Raw genomic sequence first — 567 nt, 5'->3', positions numbered from 1 at the left:
GAAAGCGGGCCTCCTTCGATGGAGCAACTGGCGTCAGACACCAGCAGCTTCGAGGGAGGCCCGCCCTTCTCGGCGGAGCCACACGGGTGGGGAACTTCGATGAGCGTCAGTGGGGAATTTCAGCGAGCGCGATCAGGAGCCGAAGAAAAGGCCCCGCTCGGCGTGGCGCCGGTTCGTCTATCCAGCCCCGAACGCATGCTGGCAACTCGATGCCACCGAATACGTGCTCACCGGCGGCCGCAAATGCGTGATCTTCCAGCTCATCGATGACCACTCCCGCTACGCGGTCGCCTCCCATGTAGCCGCCAGCGAGACAGCTAAGGGCGCAGTGACCGTGTTCGATAAAGCCGTCGCCAGTCATGGTGTGCCCCAACGGTTACTCACTGACAACGGACTCGCGCTCAATCCCTCGCGGCGCGGCCACCTTGGCCGACTCGTCGCCCACGTCGGCGCCTTGGGTGTAGAAGCGATCACCGGTAAGCCCTACAAGCCGACCACCCAGGGCAAGAACGAACGCTTCCACCAAACCCTGTTCCGCTACCTCGACAAACAGCCACTGGCCGAAAC

Annotated in this window: 1 pseudogene; it reads left to right on the top strand. The window is 63.3% G+C overall.

The window, feature by feature from the left end:
* Positions 1-118 precede the first annotated feature (118 nt).
* Positions 119-567, top strand: a pseudogene (locus tag HPC46_RS34655) (DDE-type integrase/transposase/recombinase); the annotation flags it as partial.

Source organism: Mycolicibacterium vinylchloridicum (assembly GCF_013404075.1).
GTDB classification, from domain to species: domain Bacteria; phylum Actinomycetota; class Actinomycetes; order Mycobacteriales; family Mycobacteriaceae; genus Mycobacterium; species Mycobacterium vinylchloridicum.
Note: the sequence above shows the minus strand (reverse complement) of the source record. Positions and strands in the feature narration are given on the sequence as shown.